Consider the following 20,293-nt stretch of genomic DNA (forward strand, 5'->3'; position numbering starts at 1 on the left):
AAATCTTCATCCACGATATTATTTCTGTTAATGTTTGAACAAATCAATAACAAAAGAATTACAAAATAATGAACAAGCTCAAATTGTGTATTGGCAGTATTCTTATACTTTGCTTGTATTCATGCATGTTAGTCAGCAAGCATGATGAAAAGATAGACAATATTAAGCGTCCTACCAACCTGTTAGTCGAGGGATTAGAGCGTCCCAATAACGTGCAAAGTCAAACACCCCGTCTTTCATGGCACGCAAATGTCACTCAACAAGTTGGATATCAAGTTCAAGTGGCAGGCAGTATCGAGCAGTTGAAAAACGGAATGCCTGATTTTTGGGATAGCGGAAAAGTACTAGATAAACGCTCTGTTAACATCAGCTATCGGGGCAAAGAATTGGCTGTCAACGATACCTTATATTGGCGAGTGCGCGTTTGGAGCAAGGATCAGAACAAGGCTTTGACTTGGAGTGAACCCAGTTCGTGGCAAATGGGTCTTTTACAAAAAAAAGACTGGCAAGCTAAATGGATACAAGTTGAAGACCAAGCGATTGTCAGCGAAGGAGAAGGCATCGAAGATTGGATGTTATTTGCTGCAGATATTCACCAAAACAGCAACGCTAAGCTTACGCAAACAAAACGCGCCACACAGTTACGAGTACTTGAGCAACTAAAACAGCAGCCTACTGCCAGTATGTTTCGTTATAGCTTTAATGTGCCAAAACACAAAAAGCTGCGCTCTGCTCGCTTACACAGCACTGCTGCTGGATATTACGAAGTGTTTTTAAATGGCGACAAAGTTGATGAACGCTTAATGGATCCAGGGCAGACTGACTATGACAAGCGCATTTTGTACAACACTGACAATGTATATTCAATGGTAGATAGTGGCCAAAATACAATTGCGGTGCATTTAGGGAGTGGTTGGTATGCAGAAGATATTGCATTCAGTCGTTGGGCTAATCCTGATGCTTCCCCAAAAAATACAAAGGCAAGATCATTGGCCTATGGTCAGCCAGCATTTATCGCTCAGTTGGAACTTGAATTCACAGATGGCAGTAGTCAAGTGATTACGTCAAATGAACATTGGTTGACGCATGCCTCTCCAGTGCTCAAAGAGGGGCTGTTTTCAGGTGAGTTGTTTGATGCGCGACGCACATTAAAAAACTGGAATACTAATGCTGAGTCTGACACTTTAAGCATGTGGAAAAATGCGAAAGTACTTCAATCATGGCCAACAGAGCGTTTAGAGCCTCAATTGATCGATCCCATTAAAGCAATAAAAAAGCTTGAACCAATCAATATTTTTCATCCTGACGAAAATGTGTGGGTGCTAGATTTTGGGCAAAATTTCACTGGTATCCCAACTATCGATTTCAGTAAGCTTTTATTGGAGGAAAATCAGAGTATTCACCTAAGATATGCTGAGTGGGTTGACAAAGCAGGGAATATTAGCCAAAAGTCAGGTGGGGGCGCACCTTTACTGAAGCAAGTGGACACTTATATTGCAACGGGTAATGAATCCAATAGTGTCAATACAACATGGACGCCTACATTTACTTGGCATGGCTTTAGATATGTCGAAATTAGAGGACTTAAACAAGAGCCTCCAGTATCAGCTTTTTCAGCCCACCTGTTAAGGAGCAGTGTGAAAGTTGCTGGTCAGTTTAAAAGTTCGGATGAGTTACTCAACCGAATTCATAAGACGGCACTGTGGGGCTATGAAAGTAATTTAATGGCGGTCCCTATGGATTGTCCTATCCGAGAACGTGCGGGGTGGACGGGTGATGCTCATGCTGCTCTCATCACTGGTAACTACAACTACAATATGGATAATTTTTGGGGCAAATACCTTGGCGACTTCAAAACCGCTACATTTGTTGCACCAGCTGTTGTTCCAGGTAAACGCACCCATGGTGACAAGTATGATTGGGCAGCTGCAGAAATTATGATTGCCTGGGAACATTATCGTCATCATGGTGATGTGCAACTATTGCGTAAGCAATATGAGAGTATGCAAGAGTACATGGATGCAGCTCAAAAGAAATTAGATAATTCGTTGTTGCGCATTGGATACGGGGATTGGTGTGATCCTGTTAAAGTGCCAGGAACACCTAGAGTTAACGGAAGATGCAGTCCTCAACATACATCGCCAACGGTGACTAGTTCTGCTTTGTTCGCTCATACAGCAAATTTGATGGCAAAAATCTCAAACGTATTACAAAAGCCGCAGCAAGCGAAATTATATACTGCGTTATTTGAACAAATAAAAAATCAGTTTAACAAAGAACTCTTTGACCCGATTACTCAATCGTATAGCAGCCAAACTGCAAACGCTATGGCGATTATGTTTGAGATCGCGCCACCTGGGAAGCGTTCTGCAATTGCAAAAGCTATCAATGATGATGTCCTTAATAATTGGAATGGTCATGCATCAGTTGGTGCACTTGGACAAACCTATTTGTATAGAGCATTAAGCGACTATGGCTTCGCGGATACTGCATTTAATATCTTTAAGGCAGAGGGATATCCTGGATATCAATATTTGTTTGAAGAGTTAAATGCAACAACCCTTTGGGAGCGAAAGGGGTTTTATGATCCCAAGCAAGATCCTGATGGCACTAAGGCGCCCGGTTTTTCACTCAACCACCCCTTTCATTCCGGTTATGATGGTTGGTTTTACGAGGGGTTAGGAGGGGTCCGTCCGCTATCTGATAGTGTTGGCTTTCAAGACTTTGAATTGGTGCCTGTCTTTGTTAAAGGACTTGAATCGGTTGATGTGTCTTATACAACACCTTACGGGAAGATTAAAAGTCAATGGCAGCGAGAAGGTGGTAAGGTAACTTGGGACTTTACGGTACCAAACAATACAAGCGCACTTGTACAATTACCAAATAGACCTGTAAAAATCTATCAAGCAGGTGATTATCGAATTGTGTATGAAGAATAGCGTGAGATAAACTAAACTAAAAAAGCCCCTGAAATTTGTTAAATTAAAGGGGCTTTTTTGAAGGGGCGTTCGACGCTTTAAATATCTAAATCAATAATCTGTAAATAAAGAGGTTGCGAAGTCGTCAGGTCTCCGGGTAACCGCTCCATTAAAAAATAATATGCTTTACCACCTGTGATATGCACTACGCCGTGGTCAAATTTCTTCTTGCCTTTTGCCTTGTATACTCGAGTAAAGTTGTTGGTACCTCCAACTGCTTTTTCAACGAAAGGTGTGCCTTGGTCCAAGCCAATGATGTAAATGTTATCTCCAGAAGTGTATATTGCAGTCGCACCAGCAAAGTCTGTAGAGATAATGAAATCTTTGGCATCAGCAGGCTTGTATGAATGAATATTTATTTCTTTATAGTCAGGATGTTTTCGGTTTGTCGAGCGAACTTTACTCATGATGTGAATATCACCTCTGGCCGTTACTGTCCAATCAAAACCTTGTACGATATGAACAGAATCCACTTCGGTATGATCAATATAATCACCAGGTTCAAACACTTTTATTTCGTCAGAATGCACTAATGGCCAAGTCATCGTTTCACCTTTGTGATTTTTCCAATCACCGAAGCCTTGCGGATGGTCTGAATACGCGTAATACACACCATTTTGATAAATAAATTTGTCTTTTTTATTGTTCGAGCGCTGCTGAAACCCTACGCGAAGTTTACCGTTAAGGTATTTCATACTTCCGTACAGCCCCCAGTTGTATTCATTTCCTTTTGTTATCTGATTATTGTAATTAAAGTGAGTGAATCGTGACCAAGTATTAGTTAACTGATCATAACGGTTGAATACATAAGCACCATTATTGTTGCCGCCAAGGCGCATGTATAACAAAAGGGTGCCATCGTCTGTCTCGAAAAACTTAGGGTAGGTCAAGCGAGCAAAATTCGCTCTATCATTTAAGTCACCCGTCATTGTGAGGTGTTTATAATCGTCTTTACCCTGACTAACAGGGCTTGTATCTTTGACAAAAAGATCTAATGTAAAGTCTTTATCTTCTGCGTCAGCAGCATTTTTTAAGCTGTATGAATAACGAAAAAAGTCATCTTTAAACTTACCACCATGATTATTGTCATCGTAAGCATGTAGGTCATAAACCATGTGGATAGTGCCGTTCAGTGGACTTATCGCCAAACCAATTGTGTTGTGCGACTCGCCTATATTAGGGTCACCGCGAAACCCCGTATGCTTGTGAGGAAACTTAATTGTAGATACCACGCCTGTTAATGTGTTGTAGCGAGAGAGCATCACATTACGGTTTTCTTTGCCGCCTAAATACCAAGTCATAAACACATAATGCTTATATGTCTTGACTGCGTCACCGTGAGCAGAAATATTACGCCCAAAAAAGAAATCATAAGTATCAGGTGACTTATTGGCACTATTTAGATTCTTGATATTTAAATCTTTGCCGTTGAAGTGCAATGCATTGTCAGCAATTTTCACTTGAGTTTTTAAGCTTACATTGGCATTTGCGAAAGCGGCACATAGTATTAGAGTGCCTGTACATAAATTTACACGTAACGCTCTAGCGATGCGTGTACAACTTTGATTATGGTGCATTTTTAAATTCCGTATATAAAAAAGCCTAATGTAGAAATCAGGCTAGTCGTTTATTTGCTCATTTCTTGTAACAACATGTCTTTGATATCTGAAGTATTGGCGAAATTATTTCCACCATTATCAGCGCCTGTTATCCACCAATAAACCATTCCTGCGTCTGAGCAATCGAACTTATTTGCCTGAAACGGCACTACACCATCTTGTTCGGCATAGGCAAGCATCTCCCACATGAATCGATAGCCCGAATTTTCATGGTTTTTCGCCCAATCCCAATTGCTTATTGGGGTTTGCAGAGAAAGGTTTTGATCACCGATTTGGTGCTCAGTCACACCAAAGTCCAAAATTTGCTGCCACTCAAAATAGTCGCCACTATCATCGTTTGCAGGGTGATGCGATACAACATGTACGAATTTTCTTGCCTTAGCAGAGGCTTTTTCTAGCGCGAAACCAATCAAGTCAGGTTCTCCAGCTTCTATTATCCAAAGTGGATTAGATGCAGTTGATGCATTAATTGCTTCAACTAAATCATCTCTTGCGGCATCTTGGTCTGTTCGGCAGTTGTAGTAATTACGAAGGTTCTTAAACGGTCCGAAAAATTCGATACTTTTGCCACTTAATTCGTGCAATACAGCCTGTCTACGGGCTTCGTCTTCTGCATTTATTTGACGACCTTTATTGCGAAAGGGGTCTAAGTCACAAGAATGTGAAACGTGTACTAAGCGCTCTGAAAGCTCAGCTTGTTGCAACAAGCCAAACATCACCGGTGTCGCGCCAATGTCATCAGGATCGGGAGAGTTACCATCAATAACCACTGCTAACCGCCCATCTGGCGCATTTACTCTATCTAGTTGCACATCAGTCACATAACGTTCCCAAAATGCATGCACTGATGAAGCAGGTTGGCCTAAACCTAGTATCCACCAAACCGCAACATTATCTGAAAAATCGACACCACCAGAGGGAATGACAGAGTATTCTGCTTCAAAGCCATGTTTATTGATGGTGCTAATCGCCATTTGCCAAAGCTTTCGGGCTTGTTCATTTGAATTAAGTTCAGACGTTGCTGCTGCAAGCCACCTTGAATGTTCATCGACATACATCGGGGTCATCGGGCCTCTGCGATTCTTGCGCATGTAGACCTTTTTCGGTTTGTTTCCGTCCGTAATGGCTTGATATATTGCTTTATCTTTAACAAATGCAAGTGCATCTGGAGACGTTTTAGTTTCGTTCCATTCACTATGTTGCACGACAATAATATTATTTTTAATCACAGAGGGGTGCACGCCTGACACTAACAAAGCATCTATCCATCGTGCTGTAAAATCTGATTGTCCGGCCTCTTGAACCCAAACATTCCCACCTTGAGCAAGCACTGCTTTTACTCGATCTCTAATTAAGGTGACGGCGTCATAAGGGTTTTTCTTTGCATCTACCCAATGCAAGTTTTCTCTGCCAAATGCTAGCGACATTAACTCTCTAGCGTCAATGTATGCTCCTTCCTGCAGTCCTGTTGTACCGTTAACCGCCATTCGATTAACACCTTTTAAATCGGGGTGTAACAACATAGATCCAAGTGCAGCAACAGCATGCACATCATCAGCATCGGGCTGAAAGTCAAATTGAGATATTAATAAGTCTTTGTGTTTGCTAAATGCTTTAGGCGGCTGCGATTTGCCTGCAGCCGGCGTTATCGTCAACGACTGCCACCTACCACGAGCCCATGCAGTGCCATCATTCTCAGGTATTTCGCCATTTGTGTGTGCATTCGACTCAATACTGATGATATCATTTTTTGACAGCGCTATATTTTGCCAAGTATGTGTTTCGGCAGTAAGATCACGCTGAGACGTTTTACCGATGTAGGATGCACGGTATGTTCCCACTACCTTGCCGTTAAGTAACAGTCGATAAAGTGGCTCACCATCTTCTTCGGTCATAGGCGCAAGTGTTAGATCATAGACGCCATTCGCGCCGTTAAACGTTGTTTCTGCTTTAGCAAAAAGACTTCGATATTCAAGCCTTCTAGCATCTATTCCTAGCGCCGAGTTTTTCCTGTCAGTGTAATAAGGGACATCACCGGCATCTATAACAGGAAAGTCTTTAGTTGCGTCCATGACTATTGTGCTTAAACTTTGCGTTTTGGCAATGACGAAACCTGTTAAACACAATGAAGCCAAGGCAAAGAGTGAGGGTAATACTAGATTATTCATATCGTTTTGCGCTTATTCCATGTGAAATACTTGTGTGATAGGAGTACTTATTGGCGAGTTATCCTCGTGAGTCTCCATAATATCAGCCATAAATGCCCACCATTTTTTAACGATAGGCTGAAGGGGAAGTTGATCCATTTGGTGATTCTCTGTGTGCTTGAGCACAGCAAATAATTTGTGAGAGGAACTTTCGTAAAATATTGAATAATCTGAAACACCCGCTTGCTTCAATGCAGTTACTAGCTCCGGCCAAATTTCGTCGTGACGTTTCTTATACTCATCTTCGTGACCCGGCAGAAGAGTCATCACAAATGCTATTTTTTCCATGTTTTTCACTCGTTATATTAGTCAGTGATACGTTGAAATTTAGAGCGTATCTAAATAACTTTGCCATTGTTCATTAGTGGTGATTTCGCCGGCGCCTTGCCATGCAAAACCTGCCTTATAGGTTACCTTTCCTTGTGTGTCACTCGACGTGAACATCCAAATATGGCTTTCATCTTTTACTTCACTTGGAATGTGTTTAATCCCTTCAACTCGCATGGGATCAAGCAATGCACCTGTGCCTACGCCGTAATCATGAATCACTTCCCAAGCTGAAATTCTGCCTGTTTCTTTGTTGTAAGATACTTTTGCTTTTTCATCGTGTGTCGCGACACCAATTGCAATTGGCAATACTGCAGGCTCTCCATCTAAGGTAAAGACAGAATCAACAGTGAAGACCTGTGTGCCAAGTGGCATAGAAATCGTTTTCAATTCTTTTACGATACCTAAGGGTGTATACCATTCATATTCCAAAGTAAATGAGACATTGCTGCCACCACTTTCATTGATTGTGTAGCGCTTAAAACTGTGTGCAGCATAAGGTGTGTTATCTATCCAAATAGCAGTTGAACCAACGCCACGACTAATTCCCGTATGATACGGATCATAACCTTCGCCGTGGTCTTGATGATAGGAAATACCCTTCAAATGCCCTGCATACCACTTATCAATTATCGAGTAATCAACCTTCTTAAACCACGCGTCTACCCCACTTGAGTGGCCTTTTAGTGGAGCTGCAGGACCATACACGCGAAATGCAACTTTATCGTTCTCCCATGCAAAATCATCATTGCGTTCAGGTACAAAACGACCGTATGCCATGACTTTAGGCTCTGCCTGAACCGATGCAACATCCGGTGCTGTTGTGGTTTTTGGTTGACTATCGTTACAAGCTGTTAAGGCTAAGCTTGATAATGCAATAAGTACTGCTTTGGTTGATAAATAAAAAGTCTTTTTCATTTTTTACCCTTATTTCAAAAATTAAAAATTGCTTACTAATCAGGAGTTTTACTAATGCGTTTCACTTATGTATTTGCTATTTGTACTTGGCGTCTCGGAATTGCTTTGAACATAAATTTCCACTTTTTTGGCTTTTGTCGCCTTGGCCGAGATGATTTGCGGGTCCTGCCAAACAAGCATTATCAAAACACCGAAAGCCACAAATGAAAGCGAATATATTTTAATAAGGAATATATTTTTTAGATGAAATAGAAATGTTCTATTCCGCTCTGTTGACACTTGATACATATCTACCCCCCCTTATTTAAGTCTTATTTTCTACAATGTACATAATTGATTGATATTGCACTATTGTGATTAAATGTGCAAACTTAGTGTAAGTTATTTGTTAAATGCTTAAACAATAATTAAACACGTAAAAATGCAGTGTTTTGAGCGCTAGTTGGAAGTTATTTAGGCAAAAACTCTGAAAATTAAGCAATAGTATTTTATCGGTAAGGAACAAAATGCATGGTTTCAATATATAAAAAGTCTAAAAAAGCCCAGTAAATAAACTGCAAAGTTTGTTATTGGGGGCGATGTTTTGCCTGCTATCGTCAAATGTGTTGGATGTGAGTAAAGCACATGCAAAAGATGAAAAATCAGTCAATATTATCTCCGCTGCAATTGATACTGCTTGGGCTGGGCATAGAATAAAGCCTTATTTACTGACAAGAGGGCAGCATCAGTTTGTCGCATACTTTGATGCCAACAGGCAAATGAGTATCGCGCATCGTGTGATTGGTAAGCCTTGGCGCTATTTTAAAGTAGATAGTTATTTAGGATGGGATAGCCATAATTATGTGACGATGGAACTAGACAGTACAGGCCATCTTCATGTAACGGGTAATATGCATGGGGACCCGATCGAATACTTTAGAATGAGTGAGCCATTCAATGTACGCTCACTTGAACGTATTGACATAATGGTCGACAAAAGTCTTGAACGTAGAATGACTTATCCAGTCTTTATGTTAAATAAAAACAACGAATTAGTGATGAAATACCGCGACGGTGGTAGTGGCAATGGCAATGAAATTTACAATATTTATGATACGGATAGTAAAACGTGGTCACGCCTGCATCGACATCAATTTTTAGATGGTGAAGGTAAAATGAGCGGCTATTTTGAGGGACCAATTTATGGTCCAGATGGAAATTTTCATCTGATTTGGGTCTGGCGAAATACCCCCGATGCGTCTACAAATCATAGTCTTTCATATGCGAAAAGCTCTGATTTAGTGAATTGGGAAGACTCTAATGGTCAGCCGATTAGTTTACCTTTGACCTTAAAGCACACTGAAATTGTTGATCCGGTCCCACCAAAAGGAGGCATGATAAATAACAATGTTAAAATAGGCTTTGATCAGCAAAAGCGTCAGGTAATTTCGTACCACAAATACGATGAGAATGGTAATACTCAAATGTATGTTGCTCGCAAAGAGGCTGGTAGCTGGAAATCCGTAAGAATAAGCGATTGGAAGAATTTTAGATGGGAATTTGGTGGTGGTGGTTCACTGGGTAGGTTTCCAATTGAGCCATTTGCTCCGTCGATACACGATGAACAGCACATTAGTGTAAATGTGCGACGAAATGAGGACATTATTCGATTTGTGTTGGACGCTGATACGTTAAAAACGGTGAGAGTTGAAAATACTAGCTTGTATCCAACGCCGATTGAGCAAATTGCAAAAGAAGCCAACCATAATATTTTTACTTCTACCACACTTCCTATAGAGCTGAGGGTTTTGCCTGGGGTGGGTGATTTAGGGCCTAATAATACCGCTTATTACTTATCGTTTTATGGTCAACCTGGCAACAGAGACAAGGCCCACATGTTTATCCCTGAGCCAACTGTGATGCTACTACATGAGGTTTCTAGCAAATAAAATTGAGAGTGATCACCTTATACTTAGTGTTATATTAGGATTCTTCTGTAAGAGGAGTCCTATTGCTTAATTACCAATCATTTTAAGGAACATGCCGCTTGTTATTTAACTGCATATATGTCGATGAGTCAGTTTATAAGCAACATATCCGATTTCAAACTTGGGTATTTATTAAGTGTTTTTTGATTTGCCTAATCACTGTATTTAGCGTTTCGGTACAAAGTGATAGTCATGTTTCTACACAAGAGCACTATTCGTCATTGAGTACTGATGTAACAGCTAGTGCATCTTATGACAATCAAACGTTTATCAGTCGAGACTGTATTGCATGTCATCAGTCTCAAACCAAACACTGGCAAATGTCAGATCACGCCAAAGCAATGAGTTTGCCCAATAAAAATACAGTATTAGGTGATTTTAATAATCGAAGCGCAAAGCATTTTCAGCAAGCGGCTTTCTTTTTTATTCAAGACAATCAATACAAGGCAACGATAAAAGACAGCGATGATGACGAAGGAGAAACGTTCACCGTTAAATACACCTTTGGACATGATCCACTTCAACAATACCTAGTTGAAACGAAAGCAGGGCGTCTGCATGTGCTGCCTTTTGCTTGGGATACTCGTGCTATCAATGTGGGGGGACAAAGATGGTATCACTTATATACTCATGAGGTGACACAGCAGGATCGTTTGCATTGGCGACAACCCTTGCAAAATTGGAATGGTATGTGCGCAGATTGCCACTCTGACGAACTTGAGCGAAATTATAAGCCACTTGAAGATACTTTTGATACACGCTTCAGTGGGATCAATGTGGGTTGTATCTCATGTCATGGAAGCGATCCAGATTCTTGGGGAAGTGATCACCCAGTCAAGGGTAACGGCCTAACGAACGCAAAAGAAGAATCTAGTATGGTGCAAACTTCTGTTGAAGAACAAAAAGCGGGCTATTGGCGATTACAGGAAGGAAAAAGTACAGTCTCGTGGACAGGAGCTAAGCGAGACAATGCATTTATGGATACTTGTTTTGCGTGTCATTCACTCAGGACACCACTCACTGACGGTTTTAAAGCAAATACACCGTTTTTGGATAATTTTAGTCCACAATTCATTACTCCACCTGCATACCATGCCGATGGCCAAATTAAAGAAGAGGTCTATGTATTTGGCTCATTCTTGCAAAGCAAAATGTATAACGAAGGCGTGAACTGCTTAGATTGCCATGACCCTCATACTATGAAATTAAAAGTGGAAGGCAACGGTTTGTGCTTACAATGTCATGTTTCAGATACCTTTGATACGCCGAAACATCATCGACACCCAATCAATACTGAAGGAGCAAAATGCGTAAATTGCCATATGCCGGATGAAATATATATGGGGGTAGATGCACGTCGCGACCACAGTTTTAAAATTCCTCGCCCCGATCTTTCTGAAAAATTTGACACCCCTAACGCTTGCATGGATTGCCATGAAGAAAAATCCAATAAATGGGCCGCAACGGTTTTAGAAAATTGGTATGGAAAGCCCGACGAATTAAGCAGAAATCGTAGTAATTTACTTAAACTTAGACATGGGCAAGGCCTAAACCTACAAGATCATTTACTGATTGCATATGACAATAGTATTGAAGTGATTAACAGAGCAAGTGCGATTGAAATGCTTAGGCAAAGCACTGAAGGACTATTGGCCAGTAATCTAGAAGCGTTTATTTCTGACACTAATGATTTAATTAGATTAGCTGCCGCACGTGTGGGCGATTTGGTGCCAGAAACGCAGCGCGTGTCGTTACTTTCGCCTTTGTTGAATGACAACAAAAGAGCTATTCGTGTTGAAGCAGCAAGACATCTTGTCTCATTAAACCTTGCAACAACCGATACCGAGATCTTTAAACAAGCATTTGAGGAATTAATTGAAGCGTTAGATAACTCTGCATGGCGCGGAGAAGGTAAAGTGAATTTATCCAATATTTGGATTCAAACAGGTGAGCAAGACAAAGCAAAACGCGAGCTAGAAGCATCGACTAAGCTTGATCCATTTTTCCCTACAGCATATGTCAATTTGGCTGATATTTACCGCACCCAAGTTAAAGAGGAACTTGTCGCCGACATACTCGAAAAAGGTATACAAAATAACTCTAAATCTGCTGATGTCGCATATGCATACGGGCTGCATAAAGTACGACAAAAAGAATTGAAAAAAGCGATTGCTTTATTCGCTAAAAGTATGAAGCTTGCGCCTAACAATTCTATTTTTGCTTATACCTATATACTAGCCTTAGATGGGCTAGGGCAACCTAAACAGGCAATGCGTGAATTGAAAGCGCTAATGTCAAAATACACGCATGACAATCAAAACCTTGTGCAACTTGGACTTTACTTAGCTCAAAAAAATGGTTCAAGAGAGGATTTTGTTTGGTTTGAACGTCAATAAATGAATGAGCCAAACTAACTATACTTAGCGACTTTTACCACCAAATCAAATATCTTCCACAACGATAATATGAAGTATCTTTGGTCCATGCGCACCTTGCACTAGTACTCCCTCTATATCGGTTGTTCCGCTTACGCCTGATATGAGACACATATTGCGAGGTGTTTTTGCATGTTTAGCGATATCGTTTGCGATCAACGCATAATCATCCATGTAATGTAAGATCTTTGACTTTGGAACAACAGCCAGTAAATAAAGAGGTAAAAAATTGATGAGAATAGGCATCTCAGGACTCGAATGAACGACGAACGACCCTGTTTCAGCTACCCCATACTCAGCCAAACAAAGCCCAACCGAATTATCTTCTCTCACATCCGAATTGGTAGATATGACGCCCCAGTCGAGTGATTGAAAATCGCTAAGGTCTTGGATTTTTATGCAAGGTGGCAACGCGTATTTATCCAGAAATGATTGCACGGTCGTTGGCAGACTATCTAAGGTTTTGATTTTCTCAATCGTCGTGCCTATTACTAAACCAGCTTGGATTCTCATTATCATAGCCTCAGCAGCATCACTTGATAATAGTTCAGGTCTAGCACCTTCACTTAAACTCAATAAGGCGAGGGCTTCCGTCGCTATATCACTTTTACTTGCCTGATTTTCAGGAGCGGCTTCATGTATTGCTTTAAAAATACGTGCTCTGCTCAATTCACTGCTTTTATATTTTTGCATTTATGCGCTCCTGTTGCTCTTAGGTTTTTGGTGTTTCTTGTACTGTTGCATAAATGTTTGTGAATTTGGCGCAATTAAATCACGGTTTTTAGTCCACCCTGCGGCTAGAGGAAGAAATCTTATCCAACCGTTTTTGCTAAATACCCTCATAAATAAAACACTACAGCTGCTTGTGAATTGAAATAGTTTAGGTCTCTTGGCCAGTTGAGCGAATATTTTGACAAATAAGCGATTGGTCAGGGGCTCAAACTTCTTCTCCCATGATTGAGCTCGCAAAGAGCGAAGTAGCTTGGGAAGCGGAATATTGACTGGGCAAACTTCCTCGCACCTACCATTCATGGTGCAGGCATGCGTTTGTTTATTTGCTACTTCTAAACTATTTAAATGGGGCGTTAGCACCGAACCCATGGGACCAGGGTACACTGAACCATAGGCGTGACCACCTATATGTTTATATACGACACAGTGATTCATGCATGCTCCACAGCGGATACAGCGAAGCATTTCTTTCATATCATCAGCCAACATTTTAGTTCGACCATTATCGACTAATACAATATGGCACTCTTCAGGTCCATCTGCATCGTTTATTCGCTTGGGACCATTGTGGAAAGTAATATACTGAGTGATCTCTGCACCCGTTGCAGAACGAGTCAATAACCTGAGCAATGGCACAGCATGTGCCATCGAAGGGACTAGTTTTTCAATTCCGGCCGTAATGATATGTACTTTTGGAGGTGTAGTGGTAAGTTCAGCATTGCCTTCATTTGTTACAGTGCAGGTTGAACCACTATCTGCTAACAAAAAGTTAGCGCCGCTTATGCCGATATCCGCAGCTAAGAATTTTGTCCTTAAGTCGCGTCTGGCACTATCAACTAAGTCAATAATTTCTTCGGACGAAGTCGGGTCCTTATGAAATTGCCTAAACAATTTAATGACATCCTCTCGACTCCGATGCATCGCAGGCCAGACAATGTGTGAAGGTGGGTCACCTGCAAGTTGAATGATATGCTCAGCTAAATCTGTTTCAATTCGCTCAATATCCGAGTTATCAAGACTGTGTGTCAGTCCTATTTCTTCTCCTAACATTGATTTGCTTCGCGTCACTTTTTTAGCATTGTGTTGCTTGCATATATCCATGACGATGCGAGATGCCTCTTCGCCAGTACTGGCCCAATGTACGATCGCACCTTGTGCCGAGGCGTTTTTTTCAAACTCCGCCAAATAATGAGCCATATGCTTGATGGTATGGTCCTTTATTTTTTGGCCTTGTAGACGCGCCTTTTCGAATTCGGGAAAGTTGACAACAGCTTCGGCTCGCTTAGCATCGGCTTTGTCCGTTGTACGACGAATGATGCCTTTTAAATCAGGCTGTGCAAGCGCCTTTTTTACATTGAGATTAAAATGCTCGGGTTTACTTGCCTGCATTCTTCACCTCGATTACTCCTTGTGTCATCCCTGCCAATACTTCAGCGGTGTGCAGTGCCTTTATCTCAGTGTGGCCGTCTCTGTTGAGCTTGCCTGCCATGTTCATCAAACACCCCATATCACCTCCTAAAAGAAAATCTACATTACTGTCTAGGATGTTGTCGGCTTTTTCGGTCACAATTTCATTTGAAATATCTGAATATTTAACGCAGAAAGTACCACCAAAGCCGCAGCACTCTGAGTGGCCATTTAGCGGTTTATGAGATAGCCCTGATACTTTCGCCAGCATTTTACGCGGCTGCTCATATACACCTAATGAGCGATAACCAGAGCAGCTGTCGTGATACGTATATGAACCGTTTAGCTCGACGCCTTCTGGCACGAAGTCGCAGACGTCAACTAAGAACGAAAGTAACTCATAGGTAACATTAGCTAATCTTTTTGCTCTAGCTAGCCACTCGGGTTGCTCTTTGAGCACCTCTATAAAACTCTTCTTAATCATCGCTGCACAAGAGCCAGAGGGCACCACAACGTAGTCAAAGCCCTCAAATTGAGCAATTGTTTGATATGCGATTTGACGGGTCCCTTCATCATCGCCAGAATTAAACGCAGGCTGTCCACAACAGGACTGAGCTTCGGGTACTTCTACCTTGCACCCAGCTTGTTCGAGAAGACTTAAAGATGCAAATCCGACTGACGGGCGCATAGTATTTACTAAGCAAGTTACAAATAGACCAACACGCTTTTCACCAACGTTGACGCAAGGTATTTTTTTCTGATCGCTGTTGTCTGAAGAGTCGTCACTGAGATTTGTAGAGTCGTTAAGCATGTGTGTTTCTCAAAGTAATATAGGCAAGCACTGCAATGCGCAAGTATGTATGAAAACATATTATTAACATTTGACTAAGGTCAATGTAACTAATATTCGTGCATTTTTTATAGTTCACTAACAATTATTGATTGAAATTAATCGATAATGATTTAAGTTGATTTTTATTATTGCAGAAAAACAAAGGAAGTTGAACGTTTAGTATTGTAATTCGGATAAATTACATGTTTTGAAACTTAGACAATTTTCGCATTTACAGCTGATTTTTTTGTTGTTGGATTTAAATTTTGCTTGTATCAATGTCTTGATAAACTCAAAGAGCTGGTTAAAAATATTAAACTTAACCTGCTTATTATTGTTATTTGACCAAATATTCTTTGTTGGAGCGAATATAAATGATTACTTCATTTATACTAGTGTTTTCAAGGTCATGTTCGAACTTTCCAGATGACTCGAAGAAGCTGCCATCATCAAAAGCCTGATCAGCCGGCTTAACTAAGTAAGGGCCAGAATCGATTTCTAGATATATGAGGTTGGCTTCTCCATTCGCTGCAGTGATATGGTTTTCGCCAGCTGGCTGTGTCCAAAAAGACCCTGTGGGCATCCAGAGTTTTTCAGCTTCTGGGTCATCATTATGCAATAAGCCGGTTATAACAACGCCTCTGTATGTAATGTTGTGAATATGAGGAGGAGATTGAAAACCTTTCTTAAATCGAACAAGCATTCCTGTAGAGACATCTTTTGTTCTGTCACCCCACAGATTTGCGGCGCCTGGGCTGAGATCACCTCTTAACGGATTAAGATACCCCCACTCGATGTCATTTATGGTGACTATTCTAGATGATTTTTCTGTAGCCATAGAAATTGCTGGCAACAATACTAAAACAACGATTAACTTAAATTTGTTATACATTTATGACTCCAGACTTAATGTCATTTGTTAGAAAAGTAAAACGATGTATTGTTGCAATCACACAACAATCCTACTACTCTCGGATTTTTCTTGTTACTCAACACCACATTCTTTTGATAACTCAACAAACGATGCAGCAAAGTCTTCTCCCATACTGACATAAGAATCACTGGTATAGTGCCAAGCGTCAGCCTCGGTATATTTATAGCTACTTGTCTTCGTCATAAATGCGGCACATGTGTCTTGCATGGTAAACAGGTGCTGTGCAGATTGAACTCGTTGGTCATAGGGCATCATGTCTTTTTCAAGCTTTGAATTGGTGATTTTGCCAATGACGATTGGTAAATCGTCATTTCTTAGTGATGCTCTCATGAGAGACATAAGGCGCTTGAGGTTATCTAAGTAAGCATTAGCAGTATGAACGCTTGTATGCGCATCTGCCTCTCCTTGCATCCAAATTATCCCTGCCGGTATAAGTTTATCGGGCTCTCCATCGCCATCTTTATCATGTTGATTAAACGCATTTTCAATGGTTTTTAATGCAAAGTCGTACTGGTTTTTGCCGTCACCTTCTGCAAAGTCAGGTGACCAGTTTCCGTAGCCACTTTTCAAGGCTAAACCGGTTCCACCGACAGAGTATTTGATGATAGCTATTTTCTTGTCGCCCATTACTTCACTGAGTTGCTTTGCAAAACTTAGTTCAGCGCCAAACCTATTTGAATATTGGTTTTTCTCGCCATTTGATTTAAATCCCGTGCCGTGGCCTGGTTTGAGTTTACTCCATACGCCATCGCCACCTCCTTTTTGATTGTCGAATACGCCGTTACCATGAAAAATCATGACGTCTTGGGTGCTCGATAAGTCGGTAGGTAAGTCCTTGTTATAGCCATATCCATCCATATTTGACTGACCACCAAGATAAAATGTGTAGTATTCGGCTGCCTGTGCATTAAATGCGGTGTTCACTAAGCAGAAAATAATAGCTAAATAGATTTTCATTATTGTTTTCCATTGTTTCTTAAACTGATTTTCATATAGTCCAATATTTTAGCTTGATCAGGTTTACCGCCGCCAAAACTCCAAGCACTTGCGCTAGGGTTCAGGTCTCTGTATGCACCTTCTCCGGTGATATCCCACGTAGTAATATAAATATTGGTATTTATCCATGAGTCTACGTCAAAATCACTGGCACGATATGAAAAAGTGATGGTTTTGGCTTCTTTATTTACCGTAACCAAGGGCGCGATACCTAATCTCTCACCTTGAATATGCGCATCCGCACCTTTGTTGGAAAATACAGTATTCCCCCATCCGTATATGACATTCCCAAGGTCCCAGTTCCAAGCTTCTGGCATGTCAGCATTTAGCATCGGCAGTATGTTACTTCCGCTCACATTTTCTAAATCAAAGAATATACTAAATGCGACATTGTCAAACCCATTAGCAGGAATCCAATCATTTGTTAGCTGTTTCATTGTAAGTGTTAATCTCAATACTTCCCCACCAATTTCAGCTTTGGCGGATAAAATATCTTGCTGACCAATACTCTGGCTGTGAGTAGGGGGAGTCAGCCCGCCTGTTAAACCATTATCGTCACCCTTGGCGTCTTTAAAGAAAAAGCTATGCTGAGCACGCGCGACAGATGTGTTGAAGGTAAACGGTTTACTTGTTGTGCCTGTTTCAGGGTGGTAAACGACAAGTGAGATCTGTTCACTACCCAAATTTTCAACAGGGTAAGTATATTGCCAATTGCCTTGGGCATCAGTATGAATTCTATTGGGTTTATTTAACGTTGTGTTTTTGACGATCAAGAGTGAGCTATTTGGCAAGTCAGATTTACCTGTTAGTTCGAGGGGGGTTAATACCGGTTCTGTAACGTTTGGTGTCTCATTGATGATTTTGCTCGCTAGCAAGTTATGACTGATTTCGTTTGGTTCCAGTTCTGCTATTATCATGCTGCGGCTTGGGAGTTGCGTGGTCAGGTAACCTTGATTGTTGAGTGACATGTCTACTTGTTCACCAAATATATTCCGCAATGTTGCCGGATAGTCTGCAACTTTAATGTTGTTAACTAAGATTGATTGAGGTGATGTGTTCAACATTACCAATACCGTCCGCCCCTGATATTCGCGTTTGTAGGCCAGTAATCCGGGACCAGTTTTATTAGACGCAACAACTTCAAAACTACCTCTGGTAAATAATCGGTCACTTGTTCTTAACTTTGCCAATTTCGAAATGAATTTATATAGCTCAGACGTTTGATTAAAGTGGTCTTTGTTCGCCATAAATCCACCTTTAAACATAGCTTGACGAGTTTCGGTGAAACTCTGCTCGGAGCCTTGGTATATGGTGGGAATGCCAGGAATAGTAAAAATAGTCATCAAAGCTTGCTTGAAGCCATGTACATTTCCACTGGCTAAAAATCGGCTCATATCATGATTGTCTATAAATGTTGGAATAATGTAGGGGTTTTCGTAAACAGTCATGTGTTGCTCAATTCGATAAGCCAAATGATCTGTTGGAAACCCTTGAGCAAATACTGTTTTAAGATCCTTGTGCAATGGAAATGAAATCAATGAGTTTAATTCTGGCTTGTCTGCACTTCCATGATAACTTGCGACTCTATGCTCAGCGTCATTTTTATAAGGTTCAGAGGTGTCGAATACTTCACCGAAAACTAAGAAGTCCTCTCGTCCGGTCGATTTTGCAGCAGCATGAATGCCGTCTTGGTCATGCATAAAATGATGAAAAAATTCATTCTCGACGTATCTTACGGTATCGATTCTAAATGAGTCGACCCCAGCGTTTTTTATCCAGTCACCATAAATTTGTTTAAATCTATTAATTACAACTGGGTTTTTAGTATTTATGTCCGCCAGTCCTGCTAACTGGTAAGTGTATTGCTGAGACAAATCATCATAATCCATAATTGAAGGCGTCCAATTATAGATATTTGCTTTGTTGTGCTCTGGGTTGTTCCTATCAATCAAGTTAAACGGTACTTGCGTAGGATAAGGTTGAGCAGATTGCATTGATTCAGTTAAATAGAAATTTTTAGCCGTATTTTGAGGATCGTAACCTTCTATTCCACCTTTATAATTGAAAAAACTGCCGGTGTGATTTACGACAATATCTTTTATCAGATACATACCACGTCTGTGCAGGTTATCAGACAGTTGCTGATAGGTTTTCATGTCCCCTAAGTGAGCATCGACACTACTAAAGTCAACCGCCCAATATCCGTGATAACCGCCATAATTACTAGATGATGAGCGCCATTGATTAGCGACTACTGGAGTCGTCCAGACAGCCGTTGCCCCTAGGTTTTGAATATAGTCTAGTTGGTCAATAACGCCTTGGATATCACCGCCACTAAAATAGCTTCCTTTATTAGGATTGTACTCTTGATGACCTTGGTCGTTGTTTGTTGAATCGCCATCGTCAAAACGGTCTGTCATCAGAAAATAAATTACTTGGTCTTGCCAATCAGGAGAGGGGACGTGTAGTAACAGTCTTGATTCGCTACTCTGTAATTCTGTTTCATCTGCTTTAGTGCTTGCTGCCGCACCAAATGAGCTCATATTAAAAATTAGAGAGGAAACACAAATTCCTGCTAGTTTCTTCGTAGACACACTTCTTTCCTTAGCTGAATTTTTTGAGCCTTAAATAGAGCCCATCAATTAATATTGGAATTAAACAGATACATTTTTGAATTAGGAAATACCTATAAAATTCGAATGTAAAAGTTTTTAACACTTTAGGCTCACACATATAAAATCAAATAACCACAATTACAGATTTGAATACGAATGCATAAATATATAAATCAAAGCTGTGGCTCGTCACGATAGTGATTGAACCATGGGTTGCCGTATTGCTAATGCATAAAAGGAGTGGTGGACGCTACTGAGGCTCGTCACGATAGTGATTGAACCATGAGTTGCCGTATTGCTAATGCATAAAAGGAGTGGTGGACGCT

At 40.8% G+C, this 20,293-nt stretch carries 12 protein-coding genes and 1 pseudogene; 3 read left to right on the top strand and 10 right to left on the bottom strand.

What is annotated here, in order from left to right:
- Positions 1-68 precede the first annotated feature (68 nt).
- Positions 69-2,939: an alpha-L-rhamnosidase gene (locus KUL10_RS13320; protein WP_110429429.1), complete on the top strand. Its 2,871-nt coding sequence runs from the start codon at positions 69-71 to the stop codon at positions 2,937-2,939.
- A gap of 77 nt (positions 2,940-3,016) precedes the next feature.
- Here KUL10_RS13320 and KUL10_RS13325 read toward each other — a convergent pair whose 3' ends face one another.
- The 4 genes from KUL10_RS13325 to KUL10_RS13340 are packed head-to-tail and all read right to left on the bottom strand — an operon-like array spanning position 3,017 to position 8,049.
- Positions 3,017-4,555 carry a BNR-4 repeat-containing protein gene (locus KUL10_RS13325; protein ID WP_110429430.1) on the bottom strand — a complete coding sequence of 513 codons (1,539 nt, stop codon included), beginning with the start codon at positions 4,553-4,555 and terminating at the stop codon, positions 3,017-3,019.
- Between the two features lie 50 nt (positions 4,556-4,605).
- Entirely contained in the window at positions 4,606-6,765 is a 2,160-nt protein-coding gene (locus KUL10_RS18855; RefSeq protein ID WP_233499827.1) for a hypothetical protein, read from the bottom strand.
- Positions 6,766-6,777: 12 nt separating this feature from the next.
- Positions 6,778-7,092: an L-rhamnose mutarotase gene (rhaM, locus tag KUL10_RS13335; protein ID WP_110429431.1), complete on the bottom strand. Its 315-nt coding sequence runs from the start codon at positions 7,090-7,092 to the stop codon at positions 6,778-6,780.
- Between the two features lie 39 nt (positions 7,093-7,131).
- Entirely contained in the window at positions 7,132-8,049 is a 918-nt protein-coding gene (locus KUL10_RS13340; protein ID WP_110429432.1) for a DUF4861 family protein, read from the bottom strand.
- Positions 8,050-8,660: 611 nt separating this feature from the next.
- On the opposite strand from KUL10_RS13340, the gene KUL10_RS13350 reads away from it, so the two are divergent.
- Positions 8,661-9,977: a BNR repeat-containing protein gene (locus KUL10_RS13350; protein WP_233499828.1), complete on the top strand. Its 1,317-nt coding sequence runs from the start codon at positions 8,661-8,663 to the stop codon at positions 9,975-9,977.
- A gap of 98 nt (positions 9,978-10,075) precedes the next feature.
- Complete coding sequence (locus KUL10_RS13355) at positions 10,076-12,412, top strand: cytochrome c3 family protein (RefSeq protein ID WP_233499829.1); 2,337 nt, start codon at positions 10,076-10,078, stop codon at positions 12,410-12,412.
- A gap of 45 nt (positions 12,413-12,457) precedes the next feature.
- On the opposite strand, the gene KUL10_RS13360 is transcribed toward KUL10_RS13355, so the two are convergent.
- From KUL10_RS13360 to KUL10_RS13385, 6 genes and pseudogenes are all read right to left on the bottom strand, one after another.
- Positions 12,458-13,144 carry a lactate utilization protein gene (locus KUL10_RS13360; RefSeq protein WP_110429434.1) on the bottom strand — a complete coding sequence of 229 codons (687 nt, stop codon included), beginning with the start codon at positions 13,142-13,144 and terminating at the stop codon, positions 12,458-12,460.
- Complete coding sequence (locus KUL10_RS13365) at positions 13,145-14,572, bottom strand: lactate utilization protein B (RefSeq protein ID WP_110429435.1); 1,428 nt, start codon at positions 14,570-14,572, stop codon at positions 13,145-13,147.
- Positions 14,559-15,401 carry a (Fe-S)-binding protein gene (locus KUL10_RS13370; RefSeq protein ID WP_110429436.1) on the bottom strand — a complete coding sequence of 281 codons (843 nt, stop codon included), beginning with the start codon at positions 15,399-15,401 and terminating at the stop codon, positions 14,559-14,561. Before KUL10_RS13370 ends, KUL10_RS13365 begins: the two co-directional genes overlap by 14 nt.
- Before the next feature lie 463 nt (positions 15,402-15,864).
- Positions 15,865-16,260: pseudogene (locus KUL10_RS13375) on the bottom strand (DUF4437 domain-containing protein); the annotation flags it as partial.
- Between the two features lie 147 nt (positions 16,261-16,407).
- On the bottom strand, positions 16,408-17,313 hold the full coding sequence (locus tag KUL10_RS13380; RefSeq protein ID WP_110429438.1) for a sialate O-acetylesterase: 906 nt from the start codon (positions 17,311-17,313) through the stop codon (positions 16,408-16,410).
- Positions 17,313-19,946 carry an alpha-amylase family glycosyl hydrolase gene (locus KUL10_RS13385; RefSeq protein ID WP_146216784.1) on the bottom strand — a complete coding sequence of 878 codons (2,634 nt, stop codon included), beginning with the start codon at positions 19,944-19,946 and terminating at the stop codon, positions 17,313-17,315. Before KUL10_RS13385 ends, KUL10_RS13380 begins: the two co-directional genes overlap by 1 nt.
- Positions 19,947-20,293 lie beyond the last annotated feature (347 nt).

The organism is Glaciecola sp. KUL10 (assembly GCF_003203515.1).
GTDB lineage: Bacteria > Pseudomonadota > Gammaproteobacteria > Enterobacterales > Alteromonadaceae > Glaciecola.

Excerpts from the sequence above, each read along its gene's own strand:
- KUL10_RS13320 (WP_110429429.1), top strand. The coding sequence starts at position 69 with ATGAACAAGCTCAAATTGTGTATTGGCAGTATTCTTATACTTTGCTTG.
- KUL10_RS13325 (WP_110429430.1), bottom strand. The coding sequence starts at position 4,555 with ATGCACCATAATCAAAGTTGTACACGCATCGCTAGAGCGTTACGTGTA.
- KUL10_RS18855 (WP_233499827.1), bottom strand. The coding sequence starts at position 6,765 with ATGAATAATCTAGTATTACCCTCACTCTTTGCCTTGGCTTCATTGTGT.
- rhaM (WP_110429431.1), bottom strand. The coding sequence starts at position 7,092 with ATGGAAAAAATAGCATTTGTGATGACTCTTCTGCCGGGTCACGAAGAT.
- KUL10_RS13340 (WP_110429432.1), bottom strand. The coding sequence starts at position 8,049 with ATGAAAAAGACTTTTTATTTATCAACCAAAGCAGTACTTATTGCATTA.
- KUL10_RS13360 (WP_110429434.1), bottom strand. The coding sequence starts at position 13,144 with ATGCAAAAATATAAAAGCAGTGAATTGAGCAGAGCACGTATTTTTAAA.
- KUL10_RS13365 (WP_110429435.1), bottom strand. The coding sequence starts at position 14,572 with ATGCAGGCAAGTAAACCCGAGCATTTTAATCTCAATGTAAAAAAGGCG.
- KUL10_RS13370 (WP_110429436.1), bottom strand. The coding sequence starts at position 15,401 with ATGCTTAACGACTCTACAAATCTCAGTGACGACTCTTCAGACAACAGC.
- KUL10_RS13380 (WP_110429438.1), bottom strand. The coding sequence starts at position 17,313 with ATGAAAATCTATTTAGCTATTATTTTCTGCTTAGTGAACACCGCATTT.